19 protein-coding genes are annotated in these 25115 nt (G+C 58.1%); 11 read left to right on the top strand and 8 right to left on the bottom strand.

Going from position 1 to position 25115, the window contains the following annotated elements:
- Positions 1-39 precede the first annotated feature (39 nt).
- Positions 40-1731: a lipid IV(A) 4-amino-4-deoxy-L-arabinosyltransferase gene (gene arnT / locus QN377_RS00235; protein ID WP_176464309.1), complete on the top strand. Its 1692-nt coding sequence runs from the start codon at positions 40-42 to the stop codon at positions 1729-1731.
- Complete coding sequence (locus QN377_RS00230) at positions 1728-3254, top strand: ArnT family glycosyltransferase (protein WP_256938048.1); 1527 nt, start codon at positions 1728-1730, stop codon at positions 3252-3254. Before arnT ends, QN377_RS00230 begins: the two co-directional genes overlap by 4 nt.
- 100 nt (positions 3255-3354) lie before the next feature.
- Here QN377_RS00230 and pssA read toward each other — a convergent pair whose 3' ends face one another.
- From pssA to QN377_RS00215, 3 genes are all read right to left on the bottom strand, one after another.
- On the bottom strand, positions 3355-4698 hold the full coding sequence (gene pssA, locus QN377_RS00225) for a CDP-diacylglycerol--serine O-phosphatidyltransferase (RefSeq protein WP_095019184.1): 1344 nt from the start codon (positions 4696-4698) through the stop codon (positions 3355-3357).
- A 163-nt stretch (positions 4699-4861) separates the two neighbouring features.
- Positions 4862-5998 (bottom strand): glycerate kinase, encoded by a 1137-nt coding sequence (locus tag QN377_RS00220; RefSeq protein ID WP_095019185.1) that lies wholly within the window; start codon positions 5996-5998, stop codon positions 4862-4864.
- Between the two features lie 108 nt (positions 5999-6106).
- Positions 6107-7204 carry a sugar diacid recognition domain-containing protein gene (locus tag QN377_RS00215; protein WP_095000255.1) on the bottom strand — a complete coding sequence of 366 codons (1098 nt, stop codon included), beginning with the start codon at positions 7202-7204 and terminating at the stop codon, positions 6107-6109.
- A 158-nt stretch (positions 7205-7362) separates the two neighbouring features.
- Here QN377_RS00215 and QN377_RS00210 point away from each other — a divergent pair, with 158 nt between their 5' ends.
- The 3 genes from QN377_RS00210 to rarD (QN377_RS00200) all read left to right on the top strand — a co-directional run bounded on the left by QN377_RS00210 (position 7363) and on the right by rarD (QN377_RS00200) (position 10966).
- On the top strand, positions 7363-8676 hold the full coding sequence (locus tag QN377_RS00210) for an MFS transporter (RefSeq protein WP_095000256.1): 1314 nt from the start codon (positions 7363-7365) through the stop codon (positions 8674-8676).
- A 203-nt stretch (positions 8677-8879) separates the two neighbouring features.
- Positions 8880-9764 (top strand): EamA family transporter RarD, encoded by an 885-nt coding sequence (gene rarD, locus QN377_RS00205; protein WP_095000257.1) that lies wholly within the window; start codon positions 8880-8882, stop codon positions 9762-9764.
- 320 nt (positions 9765-10084) lie between these two features.
- Positions 10085-10966, top strand: coding sequence for an EamA family transporter RarD (gene rarD, locus QN377_RS00200; protein ID WP_095019186.1), 882 nt, complete (start codon positions 10085-10087; stop codon positions 10964-10966).
- A gap of 16 nt (positions 10967-10982) precedes the next feature.
- Here the strand turns inward: rarD (QN377_RS00200) and QN377_RS00195 are convergent, their stop codons facing one another.
- Both QN377_RS00195 and QN377_RS00190 read right to left on the bottom strand, forming a co-directional pair.
- Complete coding sequence (locus QN377_RS00195; RefSeq protein WP_095000259.1) at positions 10983-12278, bottom strand: ATP-binding protein; 1296 nt, start codon at positions 12276-12278, stop codon at positions 10983-10985.
- Between the two features lie 4 nt (positions 12279-12282).
- Positions 12283-12984 (bottom strand): response regulator transcription factor, encoded by a 702-nt coding sequence (locus QN377_RS00190; protein WP_095000260.1) that lies wholly within the window; start codon positions 12982-12984, stop codon positions 12283-12285.
- Between the two features lie 170 nt (positions 12985-13154).
- Here QN377_RS00190 and QN377_RS00185 point away from each other — a divergent pair, with 170 nt between their 5' ends.
- Genes QN377_RS00185 through QN377_RS00175 form a run of 3 tightly spaced genes read left to right on the top strand, consistent with a single transcriptional unit; the run spans position 13155 to position 18101 of the window.
- A complete protein-coding gene (locus QN377_RS00185) occupies positions 13155-14309 on the top strand; it encodes an efflux RND transporter periplasmic adaptor subunit (protein ID WP_095000261.1) in 1155 nt (384 codons plus the stop codon).
- Between the two features lie 2 nt (positions 14310-14311).
- Complete coding sequence (locus tag QN377_RS00180) at positions 14312-17413, top strand: efflux RND transporter permease subunit (RefSeq protein ID WP_095000262.1); 3102 nt, start codon at positions 14312-14314, stop codon at positions 17411-17413.
- A 52-nt stretch (positions 17414-17465) separates the two neighbouring features.
- A complete protein-coding gene (locus tag QN377_RS00175; protein ID WP_095000263.1) occupies positions 17466-18101 on the top strand; it encodes a DUF1345 domain-containing protein in 636 nt (211 codons plus the stop codon).
- A gap of 57 nt (positions 18102-18158) precedes the next feature.
- Here QN377_RS00175 and hppD read toward each other — a convergent pair whose 3' ends face one another.
- A complete protein-coding gene (gene hppD / locus QN377_RS00170; protein ID WP_095000264.1) occupies positions 18159-19235 on the bottom strand; it encodes a 4-hydroxyphenylpyruvate dioxygenase in 1077 nt (358 codons plus the stop codon).
- Between the two features lie 337 nt (positions 19236-19572).
- Between hppD and QN377_RS00165 the strand changes: the two genes are divergently transcribed.
- The 3 genes from QN377_RS00165 (at position 19573) to gloA (ending at position 22786) form a co-directional block, all read left to right on the top strand.
- Positions 19573-21120: an EAL domain-containing protein gene (locus tag QN377_RS00165; protein ID WP_138737997.1), complete on the top strand. Its 1548-nt coding sequence runs from the start codon at positions 19573-19575 to the stop codon at positions 21118-21120.
- 243 nt (positions 21121-21363) lie between these two features.
- Positions 21364-21723, top strand: coding sequence for a histone-like nucleoid-structuring protein, MvaT/MvaU family (locus tag QN377_RS00160; RefSeq protein ID WP_322214119.1), 360 nt, complete (start codon positions 21364-21366; stop codon positions 21721-21723).
- 541 nt (positions 21724-22264) lie between these two features.
- The gene (gloA, locus tag QN377_RS00155) at positions 22265-22786 is read left to right on the top strand and encodes a lactoylglutathione lyase (RefSeq protein ID WP_095019190.1); all 522 of its coding nucleotides are present in this window, start codon (positions 22265-22267) and stop codon (positions 22784-22786) included.
- A 56-nt stretch (positions 22787-22842) separates the two neighbouring features.
- On the opposite strand, the gene ahpF is transcribed toward gloA, so the two are convergent.
- Entirely contained in the window at positions 22843-24405 is a 1563-nt protein-coding gene (gene ahpF, locus QN377_RS00150; protein ID WP_322212904.1) for an alkyl hydroperoxide reductase subunit F, read from the bottom strand.
- Positions 24406-24532: 127 nt separating this feature from the next.
- A complete protein-coding gene (gene ahpC, locus QN377_RS00145) occupies positions 24533-25096 on the bottom strand; it encodes an alkyl hydroperoxide reductase subunit C (protein WP_016780891.1) in 564 nt (187 codons plus the stop codon).
- Between the last annotated feature and the right edge of the window lie 19 nt (positions 25097-25115).

Raw genomic sequence — 25115 nt, 5'->3', positions numbered from 1 at the left:
CCATAACTTACGTCGATAACAGGCGCGCAGATGGAAAGCATGGCTGGCGTTGTACCTTGCAATACCCGCACTCGAGGTGTTGAGCGCTGGGCAATACCCGGTTTGATCCTGGCTTTTGTCGTATTTTATCTTTTGCCGCTGATGAGCCACGGCTTATGGATACCTGACGAAACCCGCTATGCCCAGATCAGCCAGGAAATGCTCCATAGCGGCAACTGGGTAGCCCCACACTTTATGGGCTTGCGCTATTTCGAGAAGCCGGTTGCCGGTTACTGGATGATCGCTATCGGGCAAGCTGTATTCGGTGACAACCTGTTTGGTGTGCGGATCGCCTCGGCACTGAGTACCGGGCTGAGTGTCTGGCTGGCATGGCTGATTGCCGGGCGCCTGTGGCATGACCCGCGCAAGCGTTTTGCCAGCGCACTGCTGTATATGAGTTTTGGACTGGTGGCCGGGCAAGCCGGCTATGCCAACCTCGACCCGCAGTTCACCTTCTGGGTCAACCTCAGTCTGGTAGCACTCTGGTATGCCTTTGACAGCACCACCCGCCGCGCGCGCATCGGTGCCTGGGCCGTGCTGGGCGTGGCCTGCGGCATGGGCTTTATGACCAAGGGGTTTCTGGCCTGGTTACTGCCCGTGTTGATCGCCGCTCCCTATGCCTTGTGGCAGCGGCGCGTCAAGGAAGTGCTGAGCCATGGCCCGTTGGCGATCCTTGTCGCAGTGGCTGTCTGCCTGCCGTGGGCGCTGGCGATCCACCATCAGGAACCGGACTTCTGGCAGTTTTTTTTCTGGAACGAACACGTACGCCGTTTCAGCGCGGCCGATGCACAACATACCCAACCCTGGTGGTTCTACCTGCCGATCCTGTTGGCCGCCAGCCTGCCCTGGGCGGCCTTGCTGCCGAAAACCCTGATGGATGCCTGGAAACACAAGCGCCAACCTGCGATCGGCTTTCTGCTGTTGTGGATGCTGCTGCCACTGGCCATCTTCAGCATGAGCAAGGGCAAGCTGCCCACCTACATCATGCCGTGCCTGCTGCCTTTGGCGCTGCTGATGGGCCGAGCCGTGGTTTCATGGATTGAACAGGCAAAGGGCCGCACCCTGCGTATCAACGGCCTGTTGAATGTGCTATTGGCGGTTGCCGGCCTGGTTGGACTGGCTTACCTGCAATTCAGTCGCCCGGTGTATGAGAACACCGAGGTGTTCAGCCTGTCTCTGGCCTATATCGTGTTGCTGGGCTGGCTGCTTAGCAACGCCCTGCAAGCCCTACGCCCGCTGCTGCTGTGGGCAGCACCTGCGATGGGCATGGGTGTGCTGGTGGCGCTGTTGCCCGCTGCGATGCCGGGAGTGATCATCAACAGCAAAATGCCCGATCAGTTTATTGCCGAGCATGTACAGGAACTGAGTCAGGCCCGCACGCTGCTCAGCAATGACCTGGGCGCGGCATCGGCCCTGTCCTGGCGCCTGGGTCGGCCTGATATCACGCTCTATAACAGCACCGGAGAGCTTAAATATGGTTTGGATTATGCCGATTCAGCCGGGCGTCAGGTTGATATGGATAGCATCGATCGCTGGATGAAGGAGGCACGTTTACGCGGCTCGGTCGGCGTGGTCATGCGCGCTCATTCGGCACTGGAAACCCACGAAGTCGAGCTGCTGCCGCTGGGTGGCAAGCGCTACGAACGCGGTGATCTCGCGATTTTCATCTTTCCCAAGGTTCAGCCTGTATGACTCTGATCAAACGCTGGAACAGCGAGCAAAAAGGCTTGCTGGTGTTGTTGGCCGTATCTGCCCTGCTCTTGTTGCTGGGCCTGGGTTCACGGGAGCTCTGGGGCCCGGAAACCCGCTGGGCCAATATCGCCCTGCAGATGCTGCAGAGCGGTGATTACCTGGATCCTTATCTGAAAGGCTCGCCCTACTACGACAAGCCCCTGCCCTCGTACTGGCTGATCACGGCAACCGCAAGCTTGATGGGTGGCCTGGGCAACTGGTCCTTGCGCCTGTCATCCGTTATTGCCGCCTGGCTAAGCGTGTGGCTGGTGTACCTGCTCGGCGAGCAGTTGTTTCGCAAGGGCACCGGGCTGATCGCTGGCTGGATGCTGGCCACGACCTTCTACTTTGTATTCTGGGCGCGGGTGGCCACGGCGGACATCCTTACGGTGTTCGGCTTGCTGGCGGCAGTCTGGTGGTACTGGCGCGGCCCCGATGACACCCGTCTGAGCCGGTACTGTGTGTTTTTCCTGTTGCTGTCCCTGACCTCGCTGCTCAAGGGGCTGATCGGTTTTATCCTGCCAGGGCTGGTGCTGTTGCCTCATCTGCTAAGTGAACAACGCTGGAAGCGTCATCTGAACCTGCGTTTGCTCCTCGCCCTGGTGGTTGCCGGGGCCGTATATATGCTGCCCTTCGTGCTGTCCCACCTGTATGGCGCGCCCACCTATGGCGAAAGCGGGCTGGAACTGGTGCTACGTGAAAACGTGGTGCGGTTCTTCAACCCCTTTGACCATATGGGGCCGATCTACACCTACCTGATCTACTTGCCGGCCTACACCCTGCCCTGGGCACCATTCTGGATGATCGGGCTGTGGGTGGCCGTACGTCAATGGCGGCATATCGAGCCCAATACGCGGTGGCTGGTGTGGGGGCTGGGTTTGCTGTTTGTATTTTTCACCGCCAGCGGCAGCCGGCGCAGTTATTACGTGTTGCCGCTGGTGCCGTTGGCCCAGCTGCTGGCGGCCTGGTGGGTGACCCGGCGCATGGCGCAAGGCAAAACCAACCCGCGCCGCTGGAACATCGGTTTCGGCATGAGTGCGACGTTACTGCTGTTGGTGCTGGGGGTGTTCTATCCGTGGTCCAACGGCGGCGGCGGGGTTATCCAGTTTGGCCAGGATGTGAAAGCGCGGGCCAGCCAGCAGGCGCCCTGGGATCAGTGGCGCATGGTGATGATTGATGTCGACAACAAACTGCCCATGTATGTGCAGAATGAAGGCGAGCCGTTCTTCTATATCGACCAGAGCCAGGATTACCCTCGCGATGGCGACAGTGCCGGGTTAATGGCCTGGCTGGACAAAACCAGCGGCCAGCATTTCAACCCGCAACGTACGCTGATTTTTGCCCAGTACCGCAGTGGCGATCCCCTGCCCCTTGGCTACTTGAGCATGGATCACCAGACCCTCACCAGCCAGCCGGACAATGGCGACCGGTTGTTGCACAAACGCGAAGGTGGCAGCGTGGTGTATATCCCGCAATTACCCTGACCATACCCTGTGGGAGCGGGCTTGCTCGCGATTGCATCGACGCGCCGTGACAGGTACACCGCGCCGCTTCTATCGCGAGCAAGCCCGCTCCCACAGGTATTCAGAGAATTCGGTAGAGCAGGCGTTCGATCCGTACCCGGCTTACGCGACGCAGGAACTTGGCCACCGCTGGCGGATAATCAGCCAGGGTTTCCAGGTCCTTGAAGTTGTCGATACGTTGCGTATGGGCAAAGATAGCCTCCAGCTCCTTGCTGCGCGGCTCCAGCAACTCACGGCGCGGATCGTCGATCAACAGGCCGTTTTCCAGATCCAGGCGGAATGCCCGAGGATTGAGGTTATTGCCGGTCAGCAAGGTGTAGCGGTCATCCACCCACATGCCTTTAAGGTGGTAGGTGTTGTCACCTTCGCGCCACAGATGCAGGTTCAACAGACCGTTGTCGATCATGCGCTGATGGCTCTTGGCGAAGCGGCGCAGGCTCAGCTCATACAGATACGGCAGCGCTGCGATAACCCGAAACGGTTCGCTCGGCGGGATATAGAAGTCGTTGGCGGTCTTGTCGCCCACCACGATATCAATCCGCACTCCACGTTCCAGAGCCCGGTTGATTTCACGAGTCACCGGCAATGGCAGGTTGAAGTACGGGGTGCAGATGGTCAGCTGTTGCTGGCTGCTGGCGATCAGTTCACAAATAACCCGGCTCAGCTGATTGTTTTTACCCACCCCCAGTAGCGGGCTGACCGACAGGCCAAAGTGGCCGACAGTCCCGGCGCTGGTATCGTAGCTGGCTTTTTTCAGGTGGCTGCGAAAATCCCCGATAGCGCTGCGCAGGCTGCGAGTGGTAGGCAATGTGGGCAGGTCGAGGCGATGCACGGCCTTGCTCTCGATCAGATCATGCTGGACAAAGTGCTGCATGCTGTCAGCCAGCGGTTTGTTGTGCAGCAGGTGGTAACGGTCGAATCGATACTTGTCGAGCTTGTGCAGGTACACGTTGTTCAGGCTTGCACCGCTGTAGATCACGCAGTCATCCACGATAAAGCCCTTGAGATGCAGCACCCCGAACAGTTCGCGGGTCTGCACCGGCACGCCATAAATCGGCACATGGGTGTCGTGGGCTGCGGTTTGTGCCTGATACCAGGCCGCGTTGCCGGGCTGTTTGCCTGCACCGATCAACCCGCGCTGGGCGCGCAGCCAGTCAACCACCACGGCAATTTCCAGCTCGGGGCGCGCGGCCTTGGCGGCGTGCAGGGCATCGAGGATCTCCTGCCCGGCTTCGTCCTGTTGCAGGTACAAGGCCACCAGCGTGATGCGATGGCGTGCACCTGCAATCTGCTCCAGCAGGCAGCGGCGAAAATCCGCAGGGCTGGGCAAGATGCTCAGCGCATCGGCGGACAACGGAAAGCTGCGCAGTTTAGGCAGCAAGGAGCGTTTGAAGAGCGACGGCATAGGGCTCGCTAAGGGTCGAATGCGAAGAGCCGCAAAGCTTACACGATTCTGTGATGTGTAGCCTCAATGCGGGAGCTGGCTTGCCTGCGATGCAAACGACGCGGTCGATCTGGCAAACCACAGCGATGCTTTCGCGAGCAAGCTCGCTGCCACAGGGGGGGATTTAACCCCGGGCCAGGATCAGCAACCGCGCAATATCCCGCGCCCGGTCGGTGAGCAATGGTGCTGCCCGGGCGCAGGCGTCCTGCAGGGTCATCGGGCCGCTGGCAATTGCAAATGCCGCGTTGATGCCGTGCTCATACAGCGCCTGATACCCCTCGCCCAACGTGCCGGCCAATACCACCACCGGGACCCCTTCAGCGCGGGCGATGCTCGCCACGCCAAAGGGGGTTTTGCCGCGCAGGGTCTGGGCATCGAAACGGCCTTCACCGGTGATCACCAGGTCTGCGCCCTTCACCGCTTCTGCCAACCCTACAAGCTCGGCCACTACTTCAACCCCGGCGCGAAACTGCGCGCCGAAGAACGCCTTGGCAGCAAACCCCAGCCCGCCGGCAGCGCCCGAGCCCGGCTCGTGTCGCACATCCTTGGGCAGCACGTTTGCACAGTGATCGGCAAAGTGCCCCAGCGCCTGATCCAGCAAGCGCACCTGTTCGGCGGATGCGCCTTTTTGCGGGCCGAAGATTGCCGAAGCACCGTGTTCGCCACACAGCGGGTTGTTGACGTCGGCGGCAATTTCAAAGCGTACTTCGGCCAGGCGCGGGTCCAGGTCTGACAGTTCGATACGCGCCACATGGGCCAGCGCCAGGCCGCCACGCGGCAGGTGATTGCCCTGGGCATCGAACAAGCCCAGACCCAGGGCCTGCAACGCGCCTGCCCCGGCGTCGTTGGTTGCACTGCCGCCGATAGCCAGGATCACCCTGCGGGCACCGGCGTCCAGGGCAGCCTTGATCAGTTCGCCAGTACCGAAGGTGCTGGTGATGCAGGCATTGCGCTGCTCCGGCTTGAGCAGTTGCAGGCCGCTGGCTTCGGCCATTTCGATGATGGCTGTGTGGCTGTCCGGCAGCCAGCCCCAATGGGCCTCGATCGGCGCGCCCAGAGGGCCTTGCACATGATTGCGGCGCAACTGGCCATTACCGGCGGCGACGATCGCCTCGACTGTGCCTTCACCACCATCGGCCATCGGGCATTTGATCAACTGCGCGTGGGGCATGACATCAGCCAGACCGGCAGCGATCGCATCGGCGACTTTTTCGGCACTCAGACTGTCTTTGAACGAGTCGGGGGCAATCACGATTTTCATGGGGCGCATCTCCAGTTCTTATGCCTTCCATGCTGCCAGCAACGGGGCGAAAACACGCCAGTCGGGCGCACAAGCAATCACGGGCTTTGTTGTTCATTTGGACAATGCTCAGCTCTGGGGCAGTAACTGCACCCCCAGATAAAGGGCCAGCATGCCATTGAGGCTCAAGGGGTCGACGCCGCTCAATTCCGCGATGCGCTCCATCCGATAACGCAGGCTGTTGCGATGAATCCCCAGCGCATCGGCGCAGGCCTGGCTCTGGCCGTCGTGCTCGCACCAACTGCGCAGTGTGGTAATCAATTGGCCATTGGCGTCCTTGGCCACTACTTTGTGCAGCGGGCCGAGCAGTTCTTCCAATGCATCATCATTGCGATGGCGCCACAGCATTACCGGCAAGCGATAGCGATCAAGGGTTAACAACCGGGTGTGCGGCAGCACATCACGGCCATAGGCCAGCAAGTCCCCCACCCGGCGGTAACAGCGGCGCAACCCCTTGAGCGCATCGGCCTGCCCGCCCGCAGCAATGCGCAATACCTGCCAGCCCTGGCCGTCGAGCCTCTCCAGCAAACGCAGATCATCCAGTGCAGCGGTTGCAGGGCGGCACCACAGCAGGGACCCGGTTGCCGGGCACACACACCAGCTGTCCGGGTAGCGTGATTGCAACCAGGCACTCAAAGCCTCGGCACTTTGTCCCTTACCCAGCTCGAACAGATAGGGGATGCGAGACAGCTGCGGCTTGAGCCCCAGCTGCTGGGCCTCATCAATCAGGCGCGGGGAGTCACCGCCCTCGCTGAGCAGCAAAGCCACCAAGTCATCACAACGCTGGCGTCGCCATTGTTGCTCGGCCTGCTGAAAGCGCTGGCCCACCAGCATTTCAGCGGTCATGCGCACCAGTTCGGCATAGGTACGCAGCAGTTCGGGCTCGCCAGTCAGGCCCAGCACCCCGATCAGTCGCTGGTCGAGCAGCAGTGGCAAGTTGATACCCGGCTGCACGCCCTTAAGGCATTTGGCCGTTTGTGCGTCGATTTCCACCACCCGTCCATTGGCCAGCACCAATTGCGCCCCTTCGTGCCGGGTATTGATACGCTCGGGCTCGCCACTGCCCAGGATCAGGCCCTGGCTGTCCATAACGTTTACGTTGTAAGGCAAAATGGCCATCGCACGGTCAACGATGTCCTGCGCCAAATCGTGGTCCAGTTCAAACATGGGGTGACTATCCTTGGGTACATTTGTTCACGGGCACAGAGCGCTTGGCGAAATGCTGTGCGACAGCACAAAGACAGCAGCGTTGTGGTGACCGAGACTCAAGCTGCGGTCAACGTTACCCCTGGATCGTGAAAAAACATAATAAAGAGAGACATAAGATGTCACAGAGCGCCACCGCATCGCTGATCAGCGATGACGATAAAAACGCCATCTACAAACGCATCACCCTGCGCTTGATTCCGTTTATTTTTATCTGCTATCTGTTCAATTACCTCGACCGGGTAAACGTTGGCTTTGCCAAATTACAGATGCTTGACGCCCTCAAGTTCAGCGAAACGGTCTACGGCCTGGGTGCCGGGATCTTCTTTATCGGCTACGTCTTGTGTGGCGTACCGAGCAATCTGGCCCTGACCCGATTCGGCCCCAGGCGCTGGATTGCAGTGATGATGATCAGTTGGGGCACACTGTCGACCTGCCTGATGTTTGTCACCACGCCTACTGGCTTCTATACCCTGCGCCTGCTGACCGGCGCGGCTGAAGCGGGCTTTTTCCCGGGCGTGGTGCTGTATCTGTCGCAGTGGTTCCCGACGTTTCGTCGTGGCCGGATCATGGCGCTGTTCATGTGTGCCATTCCTGTTTCGGGCTTGATCGGTGGGCCGTTCTCCGGCTGGATCCTCAGCCACTTCGCTGCAGGCCAGGGCGGCCTTGCCGGCTGGCAGTGGATGTTCCTGCTGCAAGGCGTGCCTACAGTGTTGCTGGGCGGCCTGGCGATCTACCTGCTCAGTGACAGTTTTGCCAACGCCAAATGGCTGGGTGCCCACGAGCGGGCGGTACTGGAAGCCGACCATCGCCTGGACGCGGACAGCAAGCCGGCCTCTTCCACCGATTCGCTGCTGGCAGTGTTCAAAAACCCGGCCATCTGGGCCTTTGGCCTGATTTACTTCTGCATCCAGAGTGGCGTGTACGCGATCAACTTCTGGCTGCCGTCGATCATCAAGAACCTGGGTTTCAGCGACACCCTGGTGATTGGCTGGATCAGCGCCATTCCCTACCTGCTGGCAGCGGTATTTATGCTGCTGGTCGGGCGCTCGGCAGACCTGCACAAAGAGCGGCGCTGGCACCTGGTGGTGCCGATGCTGATGGGTGCGCTGGGGCTGGTGATTGCGGTGAATTTCGCCACCCAGCCGGCCATAGCGATTCTGGGCCTGACCATTGCCACCATGGGTGCACTGACCGGTTTGCCGATGTTCTGGCCGGTACCGACGGCGATGCTCAGCGCAGGGGCGGCCGCAGGCGGCCTGGCACTGATCAACTCAATGGGGCAAATGGCCGGTTTCCTCAGCCCGTATCTGGTGGGTTTTGTCAAAGACGCCACCGGTTCCACTGACGTGGCGCTGTACTTGCTGGCAGCGGTCATTGTGGGTGGCAGCCTGCTGGCACTGCGCATGACCCGTGGAATCAAAAACGCATAATCAAGCACAACCTGTGGGAGCCGGGCTTGCCCGCGATGGCAACACCGCGGTCTGACAGACAGACCGCGGCGTCTGCATCGCAGGCAAACCAGCTCCCACTGATTATCTGGCGCCCACAATCAATCAAGCATTTGCCCTGCAGCTCGCAGAGCCTCAAGCTACGCACTTCTAATAATCAAAATGCGTGTTTCAACGAGGCTGTTGTGTCCAAAGGTATTGTTCTGTCTGTTCTGGCATCGAGCCTGTTCGGTGTCATGTATTACTTCACATCCCTGCTCTGGCCCTTGAGCGGCGCCGAGATCTTCGGCTGGCGGATGCTCCTGACCCTGCCCTGCATGACCCTGTTCATGTGTTTTTCCGGTGATTGGCGGCTAGTGCCGGTGATTTTCTCGCGGCTGCGCCAACAACCGAAATTCCTTGCCGTGCTGTTGGCGTCCAGTGCCCTGGTGGGCGTGCAACTCTGGTTGTTTCTGTGGGCACCGCTCAACGGCCACAGCCTGGACGTTTCGCTGGGTTACTTCCTGTTGCCGCTGACCATGCTGCTCACCGGGCGCCTGGTGTATGGCGAGCAGTTGTCCCATCTGCAAAAAATCGCGGCTGCGCTGGCAACCCTGGGGGTTGCCAACGAGGTGTATCGAGTGGGTGGGTTCTCCTGGACCACATTGGTGGTGGCCATCGGGTACCCCTTGTACTTCGTGCTGCGCAAGCGCTCAGGCACCGACAACCTCGGCGGCCTGTGGGTCGACATGTTGCTGTTGATGCCGGTGGCCTGGTGGTTTGTGCAAAGCGGCGAACAGGGCTTTGATGTGGCCAGCCATCGCCCGGCACTGTACGCGCTGATTCCGGTTCTGGGAGGCATCAGTGCCCTGGCCCTGATCAGCTATATCCTCGCCAGCCGCATGCTCGCATTCAGCCTGTTTGGCCTGCTCAGTTATGTCGAACCGGTATTGCTGGTGCTGGTAGCGTTACTGCTGGGTGAAAGCATCAGCGCCGGGCAATGGCTGACCTACCTGCCGATCTGGCTGGCCGTGCTGGTGTTGATTTTTGAAGGCTTCAAGCATCTGGTACGCCAGCGCCGGTCTGTGTAAACAGTGGGAGCGAGCCTGCTCGCGAAGGCATCACTGCGATTTCCTGCAATGCTCGCGTTGCCTGCTTCGCGAGCAGGCTCGCTCCCACAATCTGCCCTTTTGCACCGTAACAGCCCACCGTTAATCAGTTTTTTTCAAAACACGAACGCACGTTTTAAACGACTTTGGCCCAGTAATTGCTTGCGATTTTCAAAGTTAAACATCACCAACAAGAATTACTCCCAAGTAACTGGTTTAAAAGGCGTTTGCCAATGACCGCCAACAGCCTCAAGCTATGCGCCCACTCACACGAGTAACGTTGTAGATCCATTGAGGTTGTTGTGTCTAAAGGCATTGTTCTATCGATTTTGGCTTCCTGTCTGTTTGGCGTTCTGTACTGGTTCACTTCCCTTCTCTGGCCCCTCGATGGCCAGGAAATCTTCGGCTGGCGAATACTGATCTCGCTGCCCTTCATGACCCTGTTTATCTGCCTCTCTGGCGACTGGAAATGGGTTCCTATAATTTTCAAACGCTTACGCGATAAACCTCTACTGATTCCTTGCGTGCTGCTTACCAGTTTCCTGGTCGGTCTACAGCTGTGGATGTTTATGTGGGGGCCGCTCAATGGACACGGTCTGGATGTGTCGCTGGGTTACTTCCTGTTGCCCCTGACGATGATCCTCACCGGCCGCATTGTGTACGGCGAGCACCTGTCGCACCTGCAGAAAATCGCCACGGCCCTGGCCGTGGTCGGTGTGGCCAATGAGCTGTATCGCACCGGCGGCTTCTCCTGGACGACCCTGGTGGTGGCCATCGGCTACCCGATGTACTTCGTGCTGCGCAAGAAGATCGGCATCGACAACCTGGGTGGCCTCTGGCTGGACATGTTGCTAATGGTTCCGGCGTCCCTGTGGTTTGTGCTGGCAGGGCCGCATATCGACCTTGGCGAGCAACGCCAGGCACTGTATGCGCTGGTGCCGCTGATGGGCATTATCAGTGCTGCGGCCGGCTTCTCGTACATCCTGGCCAGCCGCCTGCTGCCCTTCAGCTTGTTTGGCTTGCTCAGCTATGTCGAGCCGGTGCTGCTGGTCGCTGTCGCCCTGTTGCTGGGCGATAGCCTGGAAGAGGGTCAATGGCTGACCTATGGCCCTATCTGGCTCGCGGTGGTCGTGCTGATTATTGAAGGCTTGAAGCATGTGAGTCGCCAGCGACGTTCCATCTAGGTCGCAGTCTCCTTCTTCAGGCCGGCAACCAGAGCTTGAAGCGGGCGCCGCCCAGAGGCGATTGTTCGACATTCAGCGTCCCGCCCTGCGCTTGCAGGGCGCGACGACTGATCGCCAGGCCCAGGCCGAAGCCCCCGGTTGCCCGGTCGCGACTGCGATCCAGGCGGTAGAACGGCTCAAAAATTCGCTCGCGTTCCTGTTCGGGAATGCCGATGCCATCGTCATCTACCCACATCTCACAGCCTTGCGCAGTGACGCTTACACCCACCTGAATTCGTCGGTCGCAATAACGCATGGCATTGCGCAACAGGTTTTGCAGCGCCCGGGCAGTCAGGTGCGGATCAAGGGCAAAACGCTCTTGAGCACCGTGTAACAACACATCCAGCACGATTTCGGGCGCTTCGAGCTCCTCATCGAAACTGCCGAGGATGCTGTCGATAAACTCGTCCAGCGAGACCTCTACCCTTTCCGGCATCAAAGCCGGGTTTTGCAGGCGGCTGAATGACAGCAGCTCAAGCACCAGCCCATCCAGTTCGCGAATATGCCCCACCAGCACTTGCAGGCGCTCACGGCTAGCCCGGGGCAAGTCGTCGCACAAAACCAGGGCCAGGCCGAAGTCCAGGCGCGTCAATGGCGTACGCAACTCGTGGGATACCGCATTGAGCAGGTCCCGCTGCTGGTTGAGCAGGTGCTCGACATCCTGCGCCATGGCGTCGAACACCGTGGCCAGGCCGTGAATATTGGAACGTTGGGAGATCTGCGTACGCTCGCTGAGTTGCCCCTGACCGATACGTGCCGCGGTCAGTTTGAGCCGCTCCAGGTCGCGCCAGTGCGGTCGCAGCCAAAGCAGCAAGCCACCGAGCATGGCGGCACCGATCAGTACGTTGATGCTCCAATACAGCACATTCATGTCAAAGGGGTCAGGCGGCATGACCCATTCAATTGCAACCTGATCGTCCAGCGGTGAAACCACCAGCGTACGCCAGCCCCACTCGCCAATGCGCAAGACGCCCTGCCCCTGCTTCAACTGCTGTTGTTCCCCGGCAGTGAACTTGGCATCGCTAATGGGCAGCAGATTGACCCGTATCGGTTGGAACTGCGTGTCGATTTCTCGGGCGAGTTCAGGCCATTGCTCAGGGGGCAGATGATGGAACTGTTTGACCAGCAAGGCCTGCATGCCCCGCGACATGTCGATGTTGTAGTTCATGAAGCGCTCATGAAACAGCGACACGATCACCCCGGGGATCAGGTAACTGGCCGTGGCAAACGTCACGATGGTCACCAGATACAGGCGTATCAGAATCTTGAGCATGGATTCAGCATTCCCATTCCGAGCGACTGAACAGGTAGCCCTTGCCCCATACGGTCTTGATCTTGCGCGCTTCGCCGGCGCAGTCATCGAACTTTCGCCGCAGCTTGGAAATGGCCACATCGACCGAGCGATCAGTACCGTTGAACTCAATGCCACGCAGACGCTGCAGAATCTGGTCACGGCTCAGCACTTCGCCGGCATGCCGGGCCAGCACCACCAGCAGGTTGTACTCGCCGCTGGACAATTCGATCATCTGCCCGCGCCAACTGACGGTGCGTTCCGACAGGTCGATGCACAGGTTGCCGATAACGATACGGTCACTGGCTACTTGCGGCTCGGCCAGGCTGCTGCGACGCAAAAGAGTGCGTACCCGGGCCAACAACACCCGTGGCTCGCAAGGTTTTGTCACATAATCGTCGGCCCCCATCTCTAGCCCCAGCACCTGATCATGGCTATCGTCGCGGGCTGTCAACATCAGGATCGGCAGGCTTGCTGACTCGGTACGGAGCAAACGGCAGACTTGCAGGCCATCAAGGCCTGGCAACATCAGGTCAAGAATGACCAGGTCAGGCGGGTTGCTTCTCGCCCTGTCACAGACTTGATCACCTCGGGCAATCACGCTGACTTGATAGCCATTGCGCTCCAGATAGCTGGCAATCAGCTCCGAAAGTGCGGCATCGTCTTCGACCAGCAAAATAGTGGGCATAATAACTGCTTACAACCGGGGGAAACCCGAAGGATATACAACCTGGCAGGGATAGCCGCATAACCTTCACACTTTTTCACACTCCCTCTACATAGCTTCACAACGCCCCTTGCGTGCTGCGCTTAGCATGCCAAACAGAAACATCCCGCATATTTCAGAAGGCACGATCGTTGAAAAAGCTCTTCGCCCCTCTATTTCTCACGGCCCTGGCCCTGGCCATCAGTGCCTGTGACAAAAGTCCGGTCGCTGAAACCCGACCTCCTTTGGCCAAAGTGCGCAGCGAAGTCATCGCTACGGCGCCGCTGTCGGTCAATAACGAATTGAGCGGGCGCGTGGTCGCCCCGCGCGTGGCGCAAGTCAGTGCCCGTGTTGCAGGCGTGGTGCTCAAGCGCGTGTACATCGAAGGCAGTGAAGTCAAACAGGGCGACGTGCTGTTTTTGATCGATCCTGCACCGTTTCAGGCCGATCTGGACAGCGCTCAGGCAGCATTGCGCAAATCCGAGGCAGTGGCCCTGCAGGCAAAACTGCAGGACCAGCGTTATGCCGAGCTGATCGGCATCAATGCCATCAGCCGCCAGGATCATGACAACGCACGGGCAGCGGCCCAGCAGGCCAACGCCGATGTGGCTGCCAACAAGGCCGCCGTCCAGCGGGCAAAACTGAACCTGGGCTATGCCACCGTGACCGCGCCGATTTCCGGGCGCATTGGCCGGGCGCTGGTTACCGAAGGTGCACTGGTTGGCCAGGGCGAGGTCACGCCAATGGCGCGCATCCAGCAACTGAACCCGATCCATGTCGACCTCACCCAGTCCACCCGCGACCTGGACAACCTGCGTGAAGCTTTCCGCGCTGGCGAATTGCAACAAGTTGGCAAGCAACAGGCCAGGGCCACCCTGATTCGTGACAATGGCAGTCTCTACCCGTTGCCGGGCAAGCTGCTGTTCACCGACGTCACCGTGGACCCGAGCACCGGGCAGATCATTCTGCGCAGCGAGTTCCCCAACCCGGACTACGACCTGTTGCCCGGCAGCTTTGTGCGGGTACGCCTGGAACAGGCCGTCAACAAGGAAGGCATCAGCGTGCCGCAACGGGCAATCCTGCGCGACAGCGCCGGCATCGCCCAGGTGCTGCTGATCGATGCCGACAACCGCGTGCAGCTGCAACCGGTACAACTGGGCGGCGCGCAGAATGATCGCTGGGCGGTCACGTCCGGGCTTAAGGCCGGTGACCGGATTGTCACTGAAGGCCTGCAACACGCCCGCCCGGGCGAACAAGTACAAATAGATGACCCGACACTTCCTCTCGCACACTCCACGGATCGGTGAGCATGCCGCAGTTCTTTATCGACCGCCCGGTCTTTGCCTGGGTCGTTGCGTTGTTCATTATGCTGGCGGGGGCTTTGGCCATCCCGCAGCTGCCCGTCGCCAAATACCCCGATGTGGCACCGCCGCAGGTCGAGGTGTACGCGATTTACCCCGGCGCCTCGGCACAAACCCTGGACGAAAGCGTAGTCAGTCTGATCGAGCAGGAGCTCAACGGTACCGACGGCCTGCTCTATTTCGAATCCCAAAGCAGCCTGGGCAGTGCCAGCATTACCGCGACGTTCAAACCCGGCACTGACCCGGAAATGGCCCAGGTGGATGTCCAGAACCGCCTTAAAGCGGTGGAATCACGCCTGCCCCAGGCGGTTATCCAGCAAGGCTTGCAGGTGGAGAAGATCTCCTCGGGCTTTCTGATGCTGGTGACCCTGACCGCCGACAGCACCAGCACGCTGGACGAGGTCGCGCTAAGCGACTACCTGGCGCGCAACGTGATGAACGAGGTCAAGCGTATCGACGGCGTCGGCAAGGCCCAGCTGTATGGTGCCGAGCGGGCCATGCGCATCTGGATCGACCCGCAGAAGCTGATCGGTTTCAACCTGACCCCAGCGGATGTCAACCAGGCCATTGCCAGCCAGAACGCCCAGGTATCGGCAGGCAGCATCGGCGACTTGCCGGGTCGTTCTACCCAGGAAATAACCGCCACGGTACTGGTCAAGGGTCAGCTCTCAACCCCGCAAGAGTTTGCCGATATTGTCCTGCGCGCCAACCCGGACGGTTCAACCGTGCGCGTCAGCGATGTGGCCCGGGTTGAGATCGGTAGCCAGGAATACCAGTACGGCACCCGCTTGAACGGCAAGTCGGCCAGCGCCTTCAGCGTCAAGCTGGCCCCGGAAGCCAACGCGCTGAATACCGGCAACCTGATTCGCGCCAAGATGGACGAGCTCAGCCGCTACTTCCCGGCCGGTGTCGAGTACACCATCCCCTATGACACCACGCCCTTTGTCAAAGTCTCGATTACCAAGGTCATCTACACCCTGGTCGAAGCCATGGTGCTGGTGTTTCTGGTGATGTACCTGTTCTTGCAGAACATTCGCTACACCCTGATCCCGACCCTGGTGGTGCCGGTGGCGCTGATGGGCACGTTCGCCACGATGCTGGTACTGGGATTCTCGATCAACGTCCTGACCATGTTCGGCATGGTGCTGGCCATCGGCATTCTGGTGGACGATGCCATTGTGGTGGTGGAGAACGTCGAGCGGATCATGGTCAGCGAGGGGTTGTCGCCCCGCGAGGCCACACGCAAGGCGATGACCCAGATCAGCGGCGCGATTGTCGGCATCACCCTGGTGCTGGTGGCCGTGTTTATTCCGATGGCATTCATGCCGGGCTCGGTGGGGGTTATTTACCAGCAGTTCTCGCTGTCGATGGCGACCTCGATTCTGTTCTCGGCATTTCTGGCCCTGTCATTGACCCCGGCGCTGTGCGCAACCCTGCTCAAGCCGATCGCCAAGGGCGAGCATCACGCCAAGGGCGGGTTTTTTGGCTGGTTCAACCGCAAGTTCGAGCACCTGAGCGCAGGTTATGAAAACTGGGTGGTGCATCTGATCAAGCGCAGCGGCCGCTATCTGCTGCTATATGGTGCTTTGCTGGTGGTTCTGGTGTTGTGCTTTGCGCGCCTGCCCTCGTCTTTTTTACCGGTCGAGGATCAGGGTTACATCATCACCGATATCCAGTTGCCACCCGGTGCCAGCCAGAACCGCACAATCAACGTGGTCGAGCAGATCGAGGCCCACAACGCCAGCGAGACCGGCGTGGGCAACACCACGATGATTCTGGGTTTCAGCTTCTCGGGCAGCGGGCAAAACGCGGCACTGGCCTTCACCACCCTGAAGGACTGGTCGCAACGCGGCGCCAAAGACTCGGCGTCTGCCATCGCCGATCGGGCCAACGCTGCCTTCAGTGAAATCAAGGACGCGATTGCCTTTGCCATCTTGCCACCCCCGGTCAGCGGCCTGGGTACGTCCAGTGGTTTTGAGTTCCGCCTGCAAGACCGCGGCGGGGTCGGTTATGACGCCTTGATGCAAGCCCGCAGCGAACTGCTGGCACTGGCGGAAAAAAGCCCAGTGCTGGCCAATGTCCGCGAAGAAGCACTGGCAGAGAGCCCGCAAGTGCAGCTGGAGGTCGATCGCAAGCGCGCCAATGCGCTGGGCATCTCCTTTGCAGACATCGGCGCAGTGCTGTCTACCGCCGTAGGGTCGGCCTATATCAACGACTTTCCGAACCAGGGGCGCATGCAGCGGGTCGTGGTGCAGGCTGAAGGCGACCAGCGCAGCCAGGTCGAAGACTTGCTGAAAATCAATGTGCGCAACGACCAGGGCAAGATGGTACCGCTCTCGGCCTTTGTCGAGGCCCGCTGGATCCAGGGGCCATCGCAGTTGACCCGCTACAACGGTTACCCGGCGATTAGCATCTCCGGCGAGTCGGCTGCCGGCCACAGCACCGGCGAGGCGATGGTAGAAGTGCAGCGTCTGGTCGACCAGTTGCCTGCAGGTCTGGGGCTGGAATGGACCGGCCTGTCCTTGCAGGAGCAGGTTTCCGGGGCGCAGGCACCGGTTCTGCTGGCCTTGTCGCTGCTGATCGTGTTCCTGTGCCTGGCAGCGTTGTACGAGAGCTGGTCGATACCGACTGCGGTGTTGCTCGTAGTGCCATTGGGCGTCCTGGGCGCCGTGCTGGCAGTCACGCTGCGCGGGATGCCCAATGACGTATTCTTCAAAGTAGGCCTGATTACGATTATTGGTTTGTCCGCGAAGAACGCCATCTTGATCATCGAGTTTGCCAAGACGCTGTACGACGAAGGCCATGATCTGGTGGACGCTACCGTGCAAGCCGCCCGCCTTCGTCTACGGCCGATTGTCATGACATCGCTGGCGTTTATCCTCGGTGTAGTGCCACTGGCCATTGCCACGGGGGCCAGCTCGGCCAGCCAGCAGGCCATCGGTACGGGGGTGATTGGCGGCATGATCGTCGCCACCCTGGCAGTGGTATTTGTGCCAGTGTTCTTCGTTGTTGTAATGAAACTGACAAGAAGTAAACCTCGTCAGCGTTAAGCCAGCGCGCTGCGTGCTAAGGTGCTGTATTAACTGGTAACAGGGATTGTTTATGCCGCACCTTGCCCGCACCCATCCTCGCCTTACTGTCGCCACCCTGATCGGGGTGGCAGTAGGCATCTTTGCTCCAGCCTCCACTCTGACCAGCAAATTCCTGCTGGGCTGGAATGCCGGTGTCTGGCTGTATCTGGCAATGACGCTCTGGCTGGTGATCCGTTCCAAAGCCAGTGACGTGAAAAGTACAGCCGAAGTGGAAGATGAAAACGCCAGTATGGTGTTGATCACCGTATGCATAGCTTCGATTGCCAGTCTGGCTGCCGTTACCCTTGAACTGTCAGGCAGCAAGCTCAGCGATGACGATCGCCTGATGCATTACGGTTTTACCGGGCTGACGGTGGTGGGTTCGTGGTTGATGATCGGGGTGATTTTCAGCCTGCATTACGCAAGACTGTTCTATAACAACGAAGGGACTGAGCCGGCGTTGCGCTTCCCTGAAGGGGAACTGAACCCGGACTACTGGGACTTTATGTACTTCTCTTTCACCCTCAGTGTTGCGGTACAAACAGCTGATGTGAGTATCGCTACCCGAGAAATGCGCAAGGCGGTGCTGGGGCATTCACTGCTGGGGTTTTTGTTCAACACGGCCGTGCTGGGGTTTTCGATCAATATTGCGGCGGGATTGTTTTAACCGGGCAGTTCAAAGCCCCTCTCCCTTTGGGAGAGGGGCTTTTAGTCAGCAGCTCTGTTAGTCAGCGCTCAATACGCCACGACGTACCTGGTCGCGCTCGATGGATTCGAACAACGCTTTAAAGTTGCCCTCACCAAAACCGTCATCACCCTTACGCTGAATAAACTCAAAGAACACCGGCCCCATCAGGGTTTCCGAGAAGATCTGCAGCAGCAGACGCTTGTCATCCGAGTCAGAGGAACCGTCCAGCAATATGCCACGCGATTGCAGGGCTTCAACCGGCTCGCCGTGATTCGGCAGACGCCCTTCCAGCATTTCGTAGTAGGTCTCAGGCGGTGCCGTCATAAAGCGCATGCCGATTTTTTTCAGGGCGTCCCAGGTCTTGATCAAGTCATCGCTGAGGAAAGCCACGTGCTGAATGCCTTCGCCATTGAACTGCATCAGGAATTCTTCGATCTGGCCTGCGCCCTTGGACGACTCTTCGTTCAAGGGAATGCGGATCATGCCGTCCGGAGCGGTCATGGCCTTGGAAGTGAGGCCGGTGTATTCGCCCTTGATGTCGAAATAACGAATTTCACGGAAGTTGAACAGCTTCTCGTAGAAGTTGGCCCAGTAAGCCATACGTCCGCGATACACGTTATGGGTCAGGTGATCGATGATCTTGAGCCCGGCACCTACCGGGTGGCGGTCTACACCTTCGATAAAGACAAAGTCGATATCGTAAATCGAACTGCCTTCACCGTAACGATCAATCAGATACAGCGGCGCGCCGCCAATGCCTTTAATGGCTGGCAGGTTCAGCTCCATTGGCCCTGTAGGGATATGCACTGGTTGTGCGCCAAGTTCCAGCGCGCGGTTGTAGGCTTGTTGCGCATTGCGCACGCGAAAAGCCATGCCACAAACCGAAGGACCGTGTTCCGCCGCGAAGTAGGACGCAACACTGTGGGGCTCATTGTTGAGGATCAGATTGATATCGCCCTGGCGATACAAGTGCACGTCCTTGGAGCGATGGGTTGCTACCTTGGTGAAGCCCATGATTTCAAATACAGGCTCAAGGGTATTGGGTACAGGGGACGCGAATTCGATGAATTCAAAGCCCATCAGGCCCATCGGGTTTTCGTATAGATCAGCCATTTTTGGCGCCTCATCATGGTCATTTTTAGAATTAACAGAGGTTATTTGCTAAGAATGCGGATGCTGGCAGGAGGCGCACAGGAGATCCCGCGTACACTGCGCGCGAGAAAATCACCGTAGATCAATTGCAACCCGAATCGCTTCATTTCGATCCATCTCTTACGCGGTAGGGCTTCTGCTCGCAGAAGTCGTTATTCTTGTATGCGTAAGCCGATTCTACATGGCGTAATCATATTTGTCCTACGCCATATGAAATTGCCCTGTGTGCGGCGCATGCCTTTACTATTGTTCTGTCAGTTTGCACCCAAGCCATCCCCACGCGTTACCAGGATCCTGCATGCCACTCACTCTGAAGCTGAGCCGAAAATGGACTGATCGCTACGCCCTGATTGTACTTAGCGGCTTGTTGCCAGTAGTACTGGGGGTTCTGATCATTGTCTGGCAGGCCAACCGGTCACTCAAACAGGAGACCACACAAACCGCCCAAGAGGCAGTGCGTCAGTTTGACTTGATGCTGGACAATGCAAAGCTTGCTGCCGATGTCGTCTTGCCGCTGGCAGGCCAGGACTGCGAGCACGTTGAACTGGCCTTGCGCGATCAGGTCACGCGCCGACCCTTCGTGCGTTCGGTTAACCTGGTGTGGGACAACCAGATTTACTGCACTTCTTTATTTGGCAATTTCAAAGAAGCCGTAACCCCCGAAAACTATGCGGGTGGTGTGTTGTGGCTGATGCCAGGCACGCTGGTGACACCCAATGACCCCGTCCTGGTTTATCGGCAAAACCAGGAAAAGCGCGGCGTGCTGATCAGCCTGTACGGTTTTCATCTGGTTAACGTTTTAGGGCTGATCAATCAGAAAACCCAATTACTGATAGAAGTTGGCAATGTATGGATTGATCGCTATGGCCTGGTGCGCAACACACCGTCACCTCATCTGCCCGTAGCTCAAGCAACAGTACCTTCAACTGATTACCCCTACCGCGTAGTCGCCGGGTTTAATGAGGGTGAAATCTGGCGCTATGTCGCCTCGCAATACCCGGGCTTGATGGCTTTATTTATGTTCCTCGGGGTTATTTCTGCGGCGACAGTTCATCAACTCAAAAAACGCGCCACCTCCCCCACCCATGAACTGCAGCGAGCCCTGGACGCTGCCGAATTTATTCCTTACTTGCAGCCGGTTGTAAGGGGCGACACCAAACAATGGGCCGGCGCCGAAGTATTGATGCGCTGGCAACACCCTAAAGAAGGGCTGGTTCGTCCCGATCTGTTTATCCCGTTCGCAGAACATTCGGGATTGATTGTGCCGATGACGCGCTCGCTGATGGAACAAACCGCACTCTTGCTGGCCCCTCATGCCAATAGCATGGAGCGCGGGTTTCACCTGGCATTCAATATTACCGCTCATCATTGCCAGAATCTGGAGTTGGTAGAGGACTGCCGGCGCTTTCTCGAAGCGTTCCCGCCAGGGCATATCAATCTTGTACTGGAACTTACCGAGCGCGAGTTGATCGTACCGAGCACCACAACCCATCAATTGTTTAGCCAGTTGCACGCACTGGGGGTCATGATTGCCATTGATGACTTTGGCACCGGCCATTCCAGCTTGAGTTACTTGCGCGAGTTCAACGTTGATTACTTGAAAATCGATCAGAGCTTTGTCGCCATGATCGGCGCCGATGCATTGTCCGGGCATATTCTGGAGAGCATTATTGAACTAAGCGCCAAGCTGGACCTGGGCATTGTCGCCGAAGGCGTAGAAACACAAGAGCAAAGCCAGTACCTGGCCGACCATGGGGTTGATTTTTTGCAGGGCTATTTATTTGCCCGGCCAATGCAACCGGTCGACTTTATCCGGGCTTTGCAGGCGCAGTTAACGACCACTTAATAATAAACAGCCGTGCAGTTTAAAAACTTTTTTCAAACTGCCCCGCGCGGGACTTGGCAGCACAAGAATTAACAACTACAATTTTTTTGTCGCGACACGAACTTTAAATGATTGCATCAACAGGCGTGCCGACCAGGAGCAACCCCCTTGGACGCACGCACTGTAAATCTTGTGCATTCCAAACCAAACATCATTAATTCGCCTCGGTCACGTACCACCGAAGCTGTGAATGGAGTAATGACTTTGTCTAGACTTGCTGAGTTTCGCGCTGCTGAAAAAGCGCTACAAGAACAGCTGGCTCAATTGGAAGCCTTGAAAAATGATGCCGGACTTAAAAAAGAAATCGAGTTCGAAGAAAAACTTCAAGCCTTGATGAAAACCTACGGTAAAAATCTTCGGGACATCATCGCCATCCTTGACCCCAACCCTGCGGCGTCAAAAGGGGCATCTGCGCCCAAGCAGCGCAAGGCGCGGGTGCTTAAGGTCTATCAGAATCCGCACACCGACGAGCTGATAGAAACCAAAGGCGGCAACCACCGCGGTTTGAAAGCCTGGAAAGAAGAATACGGCGCAGCCACCGTGGATACCTGGCTTCGTGCATAAAGCCCGTGCACACTCTAAGCCCTGCCTGTGCAGGGCTTTTTTATCCGCACAACTTTTAAAGCTGTTTAACTAAAAGGTTCAACTTGATTCAACTTTGCTTAATCTTGGGCGGATGTTTAATGCACCACATGAAGGTGCCAGCCAGAAAAGGCACTGCCCGCTTCCGTCGTTGAATATGCCTGCATCAATAACTGCCCCGCCCGTGCGCCAACACTCAACTGACTACGGCTAAAACAGTAATACCGAGTAGGAATTATCCTGTTGTGACATCCATGCGTCCAAAAGACCGTGAACACGCCGGCGCTTCACAATTTTTTCACATCGCGGGTCACAGGATAGAGGCTGCTAAAGGACTAGCGCCCCATGCCCGCTTCGGCGGGCTTCTTTTTGCCCGTGATTTGCCCCGCAACCCAACTGCCTCCCTGCCGCAGACCGCTTGCGCCCTGAAAACGGGTTTGGCGCCAGACGTCACATTCCGTATCATTCGCCCATCACGCTCAACGTAGCGACCGATCACCTATGCCTTATTTTCGGAGGGTTCATGAGCCTGCAAGACCTGAACAACATTCCCGGCGTCACTGCTTCCCCGGATAGCGCTACGCACAACTTCGTTTTCAACCACACCATGCTGCGCGTCAAGAACATCGAGAAATCCCTGGATTTCTATACCCGCGTCCTGGGTTTCTCGCTGGTTGAGAAGCGCGACTTCCCTGAAGCCGAGTTCAGCCTGTACTTTCTGGCCCTGGTGGACAAGGCGCAGATCCCGGCAGACGACGCAGCCCGTACACTGTGGATGAAGTCCATCCCCGGCATCCTGGAGCTGACCCATAACCACGGTTCAGAAACCGATGACAGCGTGGTCTACCACAACGGCAACACCGACCCGCGCGGCTTTGGCCATATCTGCATTTCGGTACCGGATATTCGTGCTGCCTGCGAGCGCTTTGAAGCTCTGAATGTGGACTTCCAGAAGCGCCTGAACGATGGGCGCATGAAATCCCTGGCATTCGTCAAGGACCCGGACGGTTACTGGGTCGAAATCATCCAGCCACAACCGATGTAAAAATCGGACGAAAAAAAACCCCATGACTGCTCATGGGGTTTTTTGTTTGCGCCCGGTTATTCCGGCGCTGAAGAACGGATCAAGTGATCAAAGGCACTCAGTGAGGCTTTGGCGCCCTCGCCCACTGCAATCACGATCTGCTTGTATGGCACGGTGGTCACGTCACCGGCGGCAAAAATGCCGGGGATCGAGGTTTCACCGCGGGCATCGACAACGATCTCGCCGCGGGGCGAAAGCTCGACAGTACCCTTGAGCCAGTCAGTGTTTGGCAACAGGCCGATCTGTACAAAGATCCCTTCCAGTTCGACCGTATGAACTTCACCGGACTGACGATCCTTGTAGCGCAGGCCGCTCACTTTCTGGCCGTCACCGGTGACCTCGGTGGTCTGTGCATTGGTGATGACCTTCACGTTAGGCAAACTGTGCAGCTTGCGTTGCAACACGGCATCGGCACGCAGTTTGGAATCGAACTCCAGCAGGGTGACATGCGCCACAATACCCGCCAGGTCAATGGCTGCTTCGACGCCAGAGTTGCCGCCGCCGATTACCGCGACGCGCTTGCCCTTGAACAGCGGACCGTCGCAGTGCGGGCAGTAAGCCACGCCACGGCTACGGTATTCCTGCTCGCCGGGCACGTTCATTTCACGCCAGCGCGCACCGGTGGCCAGAATTACGGTCTTGGCCTTGAGCGAAGCGCCGCTGGCAAACTTCACCTCGTGCAACTCACCTGCCTTGCTGGCAATCAGCTTGTCGGCACGCTGCAGGTTCATGATATCGACGTCGTATTGCTTGACGTGCTCCTCAAGTGCAGTGGCGAGCTTTGGCCCTTCAGTTTCCTGAACCGAGATAAAGTTCTCGATGGCCATGGTGTCCAGCACCTGACCGCCGAAGCGCTCGGCAGCCACACCAGTACGGATGCCTTTGCGGGCAGCATAGATCGCCGCGGCAGCACCGGCCGGGCCGCCGCCGATCACCAGCACGTCAAAAGCATCCTTGGCGCTGATTTTTTCGGCCTGACGCTCAATTGCACTGGTGTCCAGCTTGCCCAGAATCTCTTCAAGGCCCATGCGGCCCTGACCAAAGTTGACACCGTTAAGGTAAACGCTGGGTACCGCCATCACTTGACGCTCGGTCACTTCGTCCTGGAACAGGGCACCGTCAATCGCCACATGGTGAATGTTCGGGTTAAGCACTGCCATCAGGTTCAGCGCCTGCACAACGTCAGGGCAGTTCTGGCAGGACAGCGAGAAATAGGTCTCGAAGTTGAACTCGCCTTTAAGGGAGCGAATCTGTTCAATTACTTCGGCACTGGCTTTCGATGGGTGGCCGCCTACTTGCAGCAAGGCCAACACCAGCGAAGTAAATTCGTGGCCCATCGGAATGCCTGCAAAACGCAGGCTGATATCGCCGCCCGGGCGGTTCAGCGAAAACGAAGGCTTGCGCACATCGTTACCGTTGTCCAGCAGGGTGATCATGCTGGAAAGGCTGGCGATTTCTTTTAACATGTCATGCATTTCACGGGATTTCGCACCGTCGTCGAGAGAGGCAACAATCTCGATCGGCTGCGTGACCCGCTCCAGGTATGACTTCAACTGAGCTTTTAGATTGGCGTCCAACATACGGGCGATCTCCTTTGAACATGAATTTTTTACAAAAAAACGCCCGAGCGAATCTCGCCCGGGCGTTTTGAGGGCGATGCGGCTTACAACTCAGGTGCGGATCACCGCCCTTGGCTGGTTCACGGCCTTAGATCTTGCCAACCAGGTCCAGCGATGGAGCCAAGGTGGACTCACCTTCTTTCCATTTGGCAGGGCACACTTCGCCCGGGTGAGCAGCAACGTACTGAGCGGCCTTGATTTTGCGCAGCAGCTCGGAAGCGTCACGGCCAACACCGCCATCGTTCAGCTCGACGATCTTGATCTGACCTTCAGGGTTGATCACGAAAGTGCCGCGGTCAGCCAGGCCTGCTTCTTCGATCAGTACGTCGAAGTTGCGGGAGATGGTCAGCGTAGGGTCGCCGATCATGGTGTACTGGATTTTGCCGATGGCTGGCGACGTGTTGTGCCAGGCAGCGTGGGCAAAGTGGGTATCAGTCGACACGCTGTAGATTTCCACGCCGAGCTTCTTGAACTCTTCGTAGTTGTCAGCCAGGTCTTCCAGTTCGGTTGGGCAAACGAAGGTGAAGTCGGCCGGGTAGAAGAACACCACCGACCACTTGCCTTTCAGGTCAGCGTCCGACACTTCCACGAAGCTGCCGTTTTTGTAGGCAGTTGCTTTGAATGGTTTAACTTGGCTGTTGATGATAGGCATCGTTGACTCTCCGTCAGGG

It is taken from the genome of Pseudomonas sp. CCC4.1 (genome assembly GCF_035019225.1).
Classification (GTDB): Bacteria; Pseudomonadota; Gammaproteobacteria; order Pseudomonadales; family Pseudomonadaceae; genus Aquipseudomonas; species Aquipseudomonas bubulae.
Note: the sequence above shows the minus strand (reverse complement) of the source record. Positions and strands in the feature narration are given on the sequence as shown.

Excerpts from the sequence above, each read along its gene's own strand:
- QN377_RS00220 (WP_095019185.1), bottom strand. The coding sequence starts at position 5,998 with ATGAAAATCGTGATTGCCCCCGACTCGTTCAAAGACAGTCTGAGTGCC.
- arnT (WP_176464309.1), top strand. The coding sequence starts at position 40 with ATGGCTGGCGTTGTACCTTGCAATACCCGCACTCGAGGTGTTGAGCGC.
- QN377_RS00195 (WP_095000259.1), bottom strand. The coding sequence starts at position 12,278 with ATGCTCAAGATTCTGATACGCCTGTATCTGGTGACCATCGTGACGTTT.
- ahpC (WP_016780891.1), bottom strand. The coding sequence starts at position 25,096 with ATGCCTATCATCAACAGCCAAGTTAAACCATTCAAAGCAACTGCCTAC.
- QN377_RS00190 (WP_095000260.1), bottom strand. The coding sequence starts at position 12,984 with ATGCCCACTATTTTGCTGGTCGAAGACGATGCCGCACTTTCGGAGCTG.
- QN377_RS00215 (WP_095000255.1), bottom strand. The coding sequence starts at position 7,204 with ATGTTTGAACTGGACCACGATTTGGCGCAGGACATCGTTGACCGTGCG.
- QN377_RS00180 (WP_095000262.1), top strand. The coding sequence starts at position 14,312 with ATGCCGCAGTTCTTTATCGACCGCCCGGTCTTTGCCTGGGTCGTTGCG.
- QN377_RS00230 (WP_256938048.1), top strand. The coding sequence starts at position 1,728 with ATGACTCTGATCAAACGCTGGAACAGCGAGCAAAAAGGCTTGCTGGTG.
- ahpF (WP_322212904.1), bottom strand. The coding sequence starts at position 24,405 with ATGTTGGACGCCAATCTAAAAGCTCAGTTGAAGTCATACCTGGAGCGG.
- QN377_RS00165 (WP_138737997.1), top strand. The coding sequence starts at position 19,573 with ATGCCACTCACTCTGAAGCTGAGCCGAAAATGGACTGATCGCTACGCC.
- QN377_RS00210 (WP_095000256.1), top strand. The coding sequence starts at position 7,363 with ATGTCACAGAGCGCCACCGCATCGCTGATCAGCGATGACGATAAAAAC.
- gloA (WP_095019190.1), top strand. The coding sequence starts at position 22,265 with ATGAGCCTGCAAGACCTGAACAACATTCCCGGCGTCACTGCTTCCCCG.
- pssA (WP_095019184.1), bottom strand. The coding sequence starts at position 4,698 with ATGCCGTCGCTCTTCAAACGCTCCTTGCTGCCTAAACTGCGCAGCTTT.
- QN377_RS00175 (WP_095000263.1), top strand. The coding sequence starts at position 17,466 with ATGCCGCACCTTGCCCGCACCCATCCTCGCCTTACTGTCGCCACCCTG.
- hppD (WP_095000264.1), bottom strand. The coding sequence starts at position 19,235 with ATGGCTGATCTATACGAAAACCCGATGGGCCTGATGGGCTTTGAATTC.